Consider the following 8,627-nt stretch of genomic DNA (forward strand, 5'->3'; position numbering starts at 1 on the left):
CCATTCAGGGCAACTTTGACCAGGCGCTGGCCATGGTGCGGCAACTGGCGGAAGTCTACCCCGTGGCCCTGGTCAATTCTGTCAACCGCTTTCGGCTAGAAGGACAGAAAACTGCCGCCTTTGAGGTGGTGGATGCTTTGGGAGATGCCCCCGACTGGCTCTGTATCCCGGTAGGCAATGCCGGCAACATCACCGCCTACTGGATGGGCTTTTGCCACTACTACCAGCGAGGCAAGGCCAGCCGCCGCCCGCATCTCTACGGCTTTGAGGCTGCCGGCGCTGCTCCTATCGTCCTCAATCGCGTGGTGGAACATCCAGAAACGGTGGCCACAGCCATCCGCATTGGCAACCCTGCCAGTTGGGTAAAGGCCAAGGCGGCTGTCCAGGTCAGCGGTGGCCGAGTGGACAGTGTAACTGACGAGGAGATCTTGGCCGCCTATCGTCTGCTGGCAAGAGAGGAAGGGATCTTCTGCGAGCCGGCCAGTGCCGCCTCGGTGGCTGGATTGCTGAAATGGCGAGATCAGGTGCCTGCCGGCGCCCGGGTGGTGTGCGTGCTCACCGGCAACGGCCTCAAGGATCCCGACACGGCCGCCCAACAGGGATCCGCCCCCATCCACACGGGGGTTGCCCCCGATTTGGCTGCTGTAGCCCGCCTGATGGGCTTTTAGCGCCGCCGCCCTGGGTGCTGGGGGAGGGATGAGGTGCTGGCTCAGGGGGTTCACTCGTCACTGCGGCTAGAAGGCTGCGCGGGCGACTGATAGTTGCGGATGGCCCGCTTGACCAAAGTGAGAAAGGCGTAGGCCCGTTGATCGGTGGGATCCAAGCGCATCACGGTCTGAAAGGCCTCTTCCGCCTGCCGCAGGACGTCTAGATCGATCTGGCCATCCACCTCTGCTTCCAGTTGAGCCTTTTGCAAGAGCAGTGCCCCGCGGTTGTAGTGGGCTGCAACATGGCTGGGATCCGCCGCCACTACCGCCTCCAGTTCGGCCAGGGCTGGATCCAGATAGCCACTCATACCCAGCACCCAGGCCAGCTTATAGCGAGCTTCGGTGTGCGTGGGGTTCTCGGTAACTGCTCGGCGAAACGCCTGGATGGCCGCCGGAAAATCGCCTGCCTGGACCGCGGCAATGCCTTCTTGGTAACTGTCGTTGGCCATAGGCAAGGTTTGGGTCTGAGCCGAGGGATCCCTGATCTGCAGCTTAGCCCTTGCCAGATGGGATCTCCCGGTTTTCCCACCCTAATGGTGAGAAGCGGTTCAGCGCCTTTTCGCCGCTGGGCCTGCCATCTGCGGCAGGGGAAACTGCCTCAGCAGGGGATCTCAGATTGCGCAAAGCCTGCTCTGGCAAAACTCTGCCCTTTCCTAGGATGAACATAGCCGCTAATCAGGGGTGAACTATGAACGCCAAACTGCTCTTCCTGCCGCTGGCTTTGGGGCTGTCGATGGCTCCGGCCACCGTCGTTTTCCCGCAGACGCTGGGCCTCTACTCCCCGCTGCCAAGGCTACAACTGGCCGACACTCGCCTGGAAACCGGCACCCGCTCCATCCTCGTCAACCCAGTACCTTCCGACTTGCAGGTAAATCTGGAGCTGGATCGGCGTGGCTCTAACCCCATCTACCGGCCCGGCGAGCCGATTTCCATTACCTTGAGCACCAATCGCGACGCCTACGTCTACCTGTTCAGCATCCAAGCCGATGGCCGCACCCATTTGATTTTGCCCAACCGCTTCTCGGGTGGAAACGAGTTTCTGCGGGCCGGCGAAGTGCGCACCTTCCCGCCCCCCGGTGCCCGCTACCGCCTAACCATTGCTCCGCCCTTTGGCCAAGCCCAAGTATTGGCGGTCGCCTCCCTCCGTCCCCTCAACTTCCAGGAGATCGCCTCTTTTGAGCAGGGTGGATCCTTTGCCAATGTAAGGGTACGGGGATCCCAACTGGGCGATGCCATCGCTCGCGCCATTGTCGTCGAGGAGATCCCTGCCACCGAGTGGGTGACCACCACGCGCTTCTATCGGGTCGCACCGCGGTGACCCCAGACTTTCCATCCTTCCAGAGCCTGGAACCGACAGCTATGCAGGCTTGTCTCCGGCCTAGACCGAGCCGAAGCTGAGGCTTAGGAGAAGAACAGCCACCAAGCTCACCACTAGCATCAGACCAGCAGGCATAAACCTGCCGGTTTTGCGGTAGCGCAGGGCAAAGAGAAGGGATCCCAGCGCCGCCGTCCCCAAGCCTAGGCCCAGCCCCCAGCGGGAACCTGTTCCCAGTAGCCCATAGCTGACGCCACTGAGGGCGGCCCCCACCAGGCCGCCGATTAACGACTTGGAGCTTCTGCCTTTCATATAGCCGACGACTCCGCCTACCAAAAGCAGCGCTCCATAGACGAGCAAAGTAATCTGTGCAGCCATCATGGCTGGGAAAAACCCCTCCTAGCTCGGTCTAGTCCACAACAATTTCACGAATCAAGGGCAGGCGGATGCTGATGTAGCGGTTGAGAATCGAGGCATCGACGTTGCTGAGGGCATGTTTTTTTTGGCAGGCACTCAGAAGCAGATTCACCAAGTCATCGTCACGTTGATTGAGCCAATCTGGCCTGCCGATCTCGCTGACCAAAGACCAAAACTGGCGTACCATTTCAGGGGTCATGGCATCCATTGTGTAGGGTAAGGGCTGAACTGCGAAAGTGCAAAAGCAAGAGTGGTCTAGGCCATCAATTCCATTCTAGGGAAAACGCCTCGTCCGTGAAGGCAACATTTCAGCTCTGTCACAACTTAGGATAAGATGTCATGCTTTCCCATAAACCTCAGCAAACCCCAACCATCCTGGCTTCAGAAGGCTTTGAACCAGAAGCTTCCAGGGCTAATAACAATAAAGCAATAAAAATAATAACTCTTGCCCAATCTCGACATCGGCATCAAAAGGCTTATAAGCCGACTGGCCAAAACTTCTCAGGGAAGGTGCAGAAGCTTGGCAGGCCTGGACACTAGTGCAGGGCGTACTGCAACACATAGGCTCCTTCTTCTCCTGGTTTGTGGGTGTTGGCCCGGAGGGTGTAGGTGCCGCTGCGAGGCAAAAAGGCGATCATTAGGGCATCGCTTCTGCTCCCTTGGTCATCATCCCAGGCAATCACGTCGCCACTGGGATCCAGCAGTTGCAAAAAGGCATCGAGATCGGAGCTGGTCATCAAGGCTATCAAGATCTGTCCGGCCCGGGCAGCAATGGGGTGTTCTTCCATCCAACTGCCGTCCTCAGGGTGCTGGGCGGATCCCTTCTGCAGACGGCCCGACACCGTTTGCTGCCAATCGACCTGGGCCAGCCGGTAGGCCAGCCGATAGGTGCCGGTGGATTCCGGCTCGAAGCTCGTGGCCCGCAAGGTGTAGGTGCCTTCCTGCAGCAGCCGCACCGCCAAGAGGGCGTTGACATCGGGGCCGGAGTCGTCGTCAAAGCCGATTACCCGCCCCTGGCCGTCCACCAGCTCCAGGTAGGGGTCAAAGTCTTCGCTCTCCAGGGTGGCGATCAGGATCTGGCCCGCCTTGGCGGCAACAGGGATCCCATCCCAGTAGCTGCCGTACTGGGGGCTGACCTTGTCCCCTGCTTCAAGAGTTCCTGTCAGGGTCTGGCTGCCTCTCCACAGGGAAGAGCGAGTCAAGGCGGATCCCACTTGTGTGCTCCTCTCTCCCACCAGGTTCAGTAGCCGACAGCCGCTGACCAACCTCAGAGCCACCCAAGCAAGGGCCAGACGGGATCCCCAGCGGCGGGAAAACCCAGAACTAAAACACAAGCTCGACATCCAATCAGTGAGGATCCCTCGAGGGGGAATGGAGACCATAAGTCCAATTTTACCGCTTGGGCAGAGTCGGACAGGGACGGCAATTTACAGAGCATCCCAGGCTTGCAAGACGGCCTCTAGAGCCAGCCGCCCGTGGCTGAGATGGGTTCCCCCCTGCAAATAGACGGTGTAGGGCTCCCGCATCGGCCCATCAGCGGAGAGCTCGGCACTGCTGCCGGCAACAAAAGTGCCCGCCGCCATCACTACCGGGTCGGCATAGCCGGGCATCACTTCTGGAACCGGCGTGAGGTAGGAATCCACAGGCGAGCTGCTTTGGATAGCGCGGCAAAAGGCCTGCAACTTCTGCGGGGATCCCAGTTGAATGGCCTGGATGATATCGGTGCGGGGCACCTGGGGCAGCGGGGAAACAGGATAGCCCAGATCGTGGAACACCTGGGCGGCCAGATGGGCGATCTTAACCGCTTCGGCCACCATCTGTGGGGCCAAAAACAACCCTTGAAATAGAAGCCGGTTGAGATCGAAGGTGGCTCCCCCTTCCGAGCCAATCCCCGGCGCCGTCAGCCGGCAGGCAGCCTGCTCCACCAGCTCGGCCCGCCCCGCCACGTAGCCCCCCGCCGGGGCCAGGGTACCCCCTGGATTTTTGATCAGGGATCCAGCGATCAAATCCGCACCCACGTGGGTGGGCTCTTGGGTTTCCACAAACTCACCGTAGCAATTGTCCACCAAGACCACCACCTCCGGGTTTTGTGCCTTAACAATCTGGATCATCTCGGCAATCTGGGCGATGGAAAAGCTGGGACGCCAGTCATAGCCACAGGAGCGCTGGATGTGAACCAGGCGGGTTTGCGGTTTGAGGGCGGTTTTCAGGGCCTGCCAATCGACGCCGCCTTCCCGCAGATCCAACTGACGGTAGGTGACGCCGAACTCCCGTAGGGATCCCCGGCCCGAGCCGCGCAGGCCGATCACCTCCTCCAGGGTGTCGTAGGGGGGGCCGGTGATGGCCAACAGCTCATCCCCCGGCCGCAGCACGCCAAACAGGGCACAGGCAATGGCATGGGTGCCGGACACCATTTGCAGCCGCACCAGTGCCGCCTCACAGCCCATGATCTGGGCAAACACCCGATCCAACACCTCTCGTCCCCGGTCGTCGTGCCCATAGCCCGACACGCCGGCGAAGTGATGGGATCCCACCTGCTGGTGGCGAAAGGCCTGCAACACCCGCGCCAGGTTCTCCCTAAGGACGTTATCTATCGCCTGAAACCGATCCTGCAGAGCTGCCTCTGCTCTGTCCAAAAGCTCCGTCACCTTCAAAGAGATCTCTCTGGCCACCGAGTCCATCCCTCTTTTCCTGAGCAAACTGGCTTTCCAGCTAGCAGGTCGGCCACCGCCCAAGAGGCCAAAAACAGCTTTTCAGACCTGCTCCTGGTAACGATGTTTCCGCGGGATCCCTATCTTGATAAAAACCTTAACTTCAGTCAACATCTCTTCATTCTCCCTTTCAGTCTCTGTCGGAGCTGGAAAAAGCCGCCCGACTCACCAGGTTGTATAATGGCTACAAGATCTACAAGGAGAAGAGAGAACAATAAAAAATAAGGGGATGCTTGCCCTAAGAGCAGAGGTTGGTTCAGCAACTGCTGATTTCCGCTGCTGCAGGGGATAAGCTGTGTCGATCAAGGCCGATCCTTCTTCTAAAGTTGAGGATGAAGTGGGCGGGCATTGATGGTTAGAAGGTTTCCTGAGAAATCCCACTTAAAAGCTACACCCTTAGCTTTCCTAATACTCAGAGTTGAATTCAAGTTTAGTAAAAGTATTTTCGCCAGAGCCTATCTGTGTAAGTTCTGCTGCTAAGTTTGCTCTCTTCGAACCATCTAGAGACCTTCTCCGCTTGCATTTGGAGTTCCAAATTCAGGGAACTTCTCTTTGCCTGAGAAGTGGTGCTGGCCCCCAATCCCTTAAAAATGAAGACAGCCTAAATTTATTCTTAACCCCCGAACCGGATCCCTGGGGGAGATGTTAACTTAGACTTAACCCAAGAGGTTAGTGCCGCTACCAAAGCCAATCTTCATCTTCTGGCGTAGCCCTTCCCGCAAGTTGCTGGGCCGCGATCATGCCTGAGGTGGGGGCTGTTTTCTAGGGATCCTTTGCGAGGGTGAGGCGCTAACTTTAGGTGTAAACTGACACAACTGGGAGACTGCCCATGACTAAGCTTGTGATCCAAGGGAAAAACGTCGAGATTACCGACGCCATCCGCAGCTACGTTCAAGAAAAAATCGAGCGGGCTGTCAGCCATTTTGCCCAGATCACCAGTGAAGTGGATGTCAATCTATCGGTGGCCCGTAACCCCCGCATCAGTGCCAACCAATCTGCCGAAGTTACCGTCTACGCCAATGGCACCGTCATTCGGGCGGAGGAAAGCAGCGAGAACCTCTACGCCAGCATTGACCGTGTTGCCGACAAGCTGGCCCGCAAGCTGCGCAAATACAAAGAACGCAACGGCGTTCACCGCATCCGCCATTCTCCCAAAACCTCGGTGGCAGTGGCCCAGCAGCCCCTCACCGATCCGCTGAATACAGACCGGCAAGCAGAGCTGCCCCCCGAGGTGGTGCGCACCAAGTATTTCGCCATGCCTCCCATGACAGTTCAGGAGGCCCTACACCAGTTGGAGCTGGTGGATCATGATTTTTACGTGTTCCGCAACATCGAAAACGGCGAGATCAACGTCATCTATGTCCGCAAGCACGGCGGCTACGGCCTGATCCGCCCCCATCCCTAGAAGCAGTTGCCCCATGGCTGAGCAGATCGCCGCTCAAGCCGCTCCTGTAGGCTCTGGCAGCGCCTTCTACCTGCTGCTGCAGCTCACCGATTCTGCCCTGCCGATTGGCGCCTATTCCCACTCCTGGGGCTTGGAAGCGGCTGTGCAAGCGGAGCGGCTGCGGGATCGGGCGGAGGTACAGCGGTACTTGTTGGGGGTTCTGCACCTGAGCTTGGCTCCCTTTGAGGGGAGAGCCTGTGGCTTGGCCCACTGTCTGGCGCAAGGGGGATCCCTGGCGGGAATGGGCAAGCTACAGCAGCAACTGCAGGCATCCCGTTGGGCAGCAGAACCGCGCCAAGCCAGCCTGGATCTGGGGAAGCGCTTGGCACAACTGGCAGAGCGCACCTGGGGGATATCCGTTCCCAGGGCTGAGGGAGAGCTGCTCCACTATCCCCTAGCCTTTGGCTGGATCTGCGCCCAGGCCGGCATTGGGCTAGAGGATACCCTGCGAGCCTTCTTATTTGCCTCCCTCACGGGGTGGGTCTCAGCAGCAGTGCGCTTGGTGCCTCTGGGGCATAGCGAGGGGCAGCGCTTGCTGGCCCAGTTGTATGAGCCGATTGAGACCGTGGTGCAGCAGGAAATTCTGCCGGTTGTGAAGCGAGACCCGACCCTGGCTTGGCCAGCCCTGAGCAGCTTCGCCCCCCTCAACGAACGGGATTGCCAAGCTCACCAGCAGCTTTATTCCCGCCTTTTTCAATCCTGAAAGCTGCCCTCACCCACAGCCCTTCTCCCTCTAGGGGAGGGGAGCCGGGGATCGGGGTTACGAACAGAACGAACAGTTGGCTCGCTATTCGGATAGAGCTACAGGGTCAAGAGCCCCCTCCCCTGGGAAAAACCAGAGAGGGGCGTAGCTCAAAGGTTGAGATTGACGGAGGTAGGCCTCAGTGGCGGAGGGGCTCCCCAACAGCCAGTACCTCCTGCAGGAACCGATCCTGCTGCTGGCGCAAAATGGCTAGATCCGGGCCGTGGTTGAGCAGGATGAAGTGGGTACCATCGGGCAACTGCCCCACCATCATCAGCCGATCGGGGGCGGAGCCCACCTGGGCGGTCGTGCCGGAGGGCAGGGTGCGCAATCCCAGAGTGCTGTGGCCAATGCCTGCTCTAGGCAAGATCCGGGTCGGATCCCCGTCTGTGGCCTCCAGCAGATGTTCCCATAGATGGGCCAAGGCGCGGGGGGAGAGGTACAGCTCTTGCCCGCCTGGGCCAAGGCGAATTTCCGACTGGGCAGGGGCCAGTTTGGGATCCAGATGGGCAACCGGCTGAGCTACCAACCGCTGCTGCAGGTACTCCAGCAGGGCTGTTCTGCCTCCCAGCTCCGCTAACAGGGCTTCTACCATGGCCCGATCGTTGCTGCCGTTGAGGATTTGTAGCAGGGATCCCAGGCGCAGCGAGGTGTAGCTGGCCAGGCAATGGATCTCCTCGGTCAGCTCCCTTAATGTTGACCCGGAGCCGCCGATGGCCACAGGATAGGGCCCCTGGGGATCCTGGAGGAGCTCGGCAAGCCGGCGGGCGCTGGCCAGAGAGTCAGGCTGACCCAGCAAGCGGAAGGGGGGCACCACCTTTACCTCGCCGTCGATCTGGCGAATGCCGAGGTTGTGCAGGTGGCGGGCCAGCTCGGCCACATTGGCCTCCCGGAAATAGGGATCCCCACCGCCCACCACGACCAAGTCTCCCGTCAAGCGCTGGCCGGAGCGATGGCCGGTGGTGTAGAAGCGAGTTTGGAAGCGATACTCATAGCCCCACTTCTCCAGCGCCATCAGGCTGAGGGCCAGTTGCTCCAAAGCCCCCACCGGCAAAGGCCGATCCAGCAGGTGCTCCGCCAGCAGCTCGCCTTCGGCTGTCCAGAGCAGGATCCCCTGCTGGGAGAGGGCCCCGCCTTGGGCAGCCAACCCCTGCAAAAAGCCGGACAAAACCAAAGCGTAGAGGGAATCCTGCCACTGCGGCGATTGCTCCCGGGGCCACCAGGGGGGAAGGCCGGGCGTGCCACTGGGGGAAGGCAGCGGCGGCGGCGGGGTGGGGATGGGGGGGAAGGG

The 8,627-nt window shown here is 59.8% G+C and carries 10 protein-coding genes; 4 read left to right on the plus strand and 6 right to left on the minus strand.

The genetic code is table 11. The annotated features are described in order from the left end of the window. Window positions 1–668 (plus strand): threonine synthase (gene thrC, locus NW835_RS06630; protein ID WP_414414849.1); only part of this gene is annotated, 668 nt, incomplete at its 5' end. A gap of 50 nt (window positions 669–718) precedes the next feature. Here the strand turns inward: thrC and NW835_RS06635 are convergent. After that, complete coding sequence (locus NW835_RS06635; protein WP_414414850.1) at window positions 719–1,156, minus strand: tetratricopeptide repeat protein; 438 nt, start codon at window positions 1,154–1,156, stop codon at window positions 719–721. A gap of 239 nt (window positions 1,157–1,395) precedes the next feature. On the opposite strand from NW835_RS06635, the gene NW835_RS06640 reads away from it, so the two are divergent. Then, window positions 1,396–2,025 carry a DUF4384 domain-containing protein gene (locus NW835_RS06640; protein ID WP_414365297.1) on the plus strand — a complete coding sequence of 210 codons (630 nt, stop codon included), beginning with the start codon at window positions 1,396–1,398 and terminating at the stop codon, window positions 2,023–2,025. Between the two features lie 60 nt (window positions 2,026–2,085). On the opposite strand, the gene NW835_RS06645 is transcribed toward NW835_RS06640, so the two are convergent. The 4 genes from NW835_RS06645 to NW835_RS06660 all read right to left on the minus strand — a co-directional run bounded on the left by NW835_RS06645 (window position 2,086) and on the right by NW835_RS06660 (window position 5,093). Next, on the minus strand, window positions 2,086–2,403 hold the full coding sequence (locus tag NW835_RS06645; protein ID WP_414365296.1) for a TMEM14 family protein: 318 nt from the start codon (window positions 2,401–2,403) through the stop codon (window positions 2,086–2,088). Window positions 2,404–2,431: 28 nt separating this feature from the next. After that, complete coding sequence (locus NW835_RS06650) at window positions 2,432–2,638, minus strand: hypothetical protein (protein ID WP_071813530.1); 207 nt, start codon at window positions 2,636–2,638, stop codon at window positions 2,432–2,434. A 337-nt stretch (window positions 2,639–2,975) separates the two neighbouring features. Continuing rightward, entirely contained in the window at window positions 2,976–3,782 is an 807-nt protein-coding gene (locus NW835_RS06655; protein ID WP_414365294.1) for a hypothetical protein, read from the minus strand. Between the two features lie 84 nt (window positions 3,783–3,866). Next, on the minus strand, window positions 3,867–5,093 hold the full coding sequence (locus NW835_RS06660) for an aminotransferase class I/II-fold pyridoxal phosphate-dependent enzyme (protein WP_414414854.1): 1,227 nt from the start codon (window positions 5,091–5,093) through the stop codon (window positions 3,867–3,869). A gap of 886 nt (window positions 5,094–5,979) precedes the next feature. On the opposite strand from NW835_RS06660, the gene hpf reads away from it, so the two are divergent. After that, on the plus strand, window positions 5,980–6,555 hold the full coding sequence (gene hpf / locus NW835_RS06665) for a ribosome hibernation-promoting factor, HPF/YfiA family (protein WP_414365290.1): 576 nt from the start codon (window positions 5,980–5,982) through the stop codon (window positions 6,553–6,555). Between the two features lie 13 nt (window positions 6,556–6,568). Next, window positions 6,569–7,297 (plus strand): urease accessory protein UreF, encoded by a 729-nt coding sequence (locus NW835_RS06670; protein ID WP_414365289.1) that lies wholly within the window; start codon window positions 6,569–6,571, stop codon window positions 7,295–7,297. Between the two features lie 178 nt (window positions 7,298–7,475). On the opposite strand, the gene NW835_RS06675 is transcribed toward NW835_RS06670, so the two are convergent. Beyond that, on the minus strand, window positions 7,476–8,627 hold a 1,152-nt coding region (locus NW835_RS06675; protein ID WP_414414851.1), incomplete at its 5' end, for a D-alanyl-D-alanine carboxypeptidase.

It is taken from the genome of Synechococcus sp. OH2 (assembly GCF_047462155.1).
GTDB lineage: Bacteria > Cyanobacteriota > Cyanobacteriia > Thermostichales > Thermostichaceae > Thermostichus.

Bases quoted from the DNA above. Each gene is read 5' to 3' on its own strand.
- NW835_RS06635 (WP_414414850.1), bottom strand. From the start codon at position 1,156: ATGGCCAACGACAGTTACCAAGAAGGCATTGCCGCGGTCCAGGCAGGC.
- NW835_RS06655 (WP_414365294.1), bottom strand. From the start codon at position 3,782: ATGTCGAGCTTGTGTTTTAGTTCTGGGTTTTCCCGCCGCTGGGGATCC.
- NW835_RS06670 (WP_414365289.1), top strand. From the start codon at position 6,569: ATGGCTGAGCAGATCGCCGCTCAAGCCGCTCCTGTAGGCTCTGGCAGC.
- NW835_RS06650 (WP_071813530.1), bottom strand. From the start codon at position 2,638: ATGACCCCTGAAATGGTACGCCAGTTTTGGTCTTTGGTCAGCGAGATC.
- hpf (WP_414365290.1), top strand. From the start codon at position 5,980: ATGACTAAGCTTGTGATCCAAGGGAAAAACGTCGAGATTACCGACGCC.
- NW835_RS06640 (WP_414365297.1), top strand. From the start codon at position 1,396: ATGAACGCCAAACTGCTCTTCCTGCCGCTGGCTTTGGGGCTGTCGATG.
- NW835_RS06645 (WP_414365296.1), bottom strand. From the start codon at position 2,403: ATGATGGCTGCACAGATTACTTTGCTCGTCTATGGAGCGCTGCTTTTG.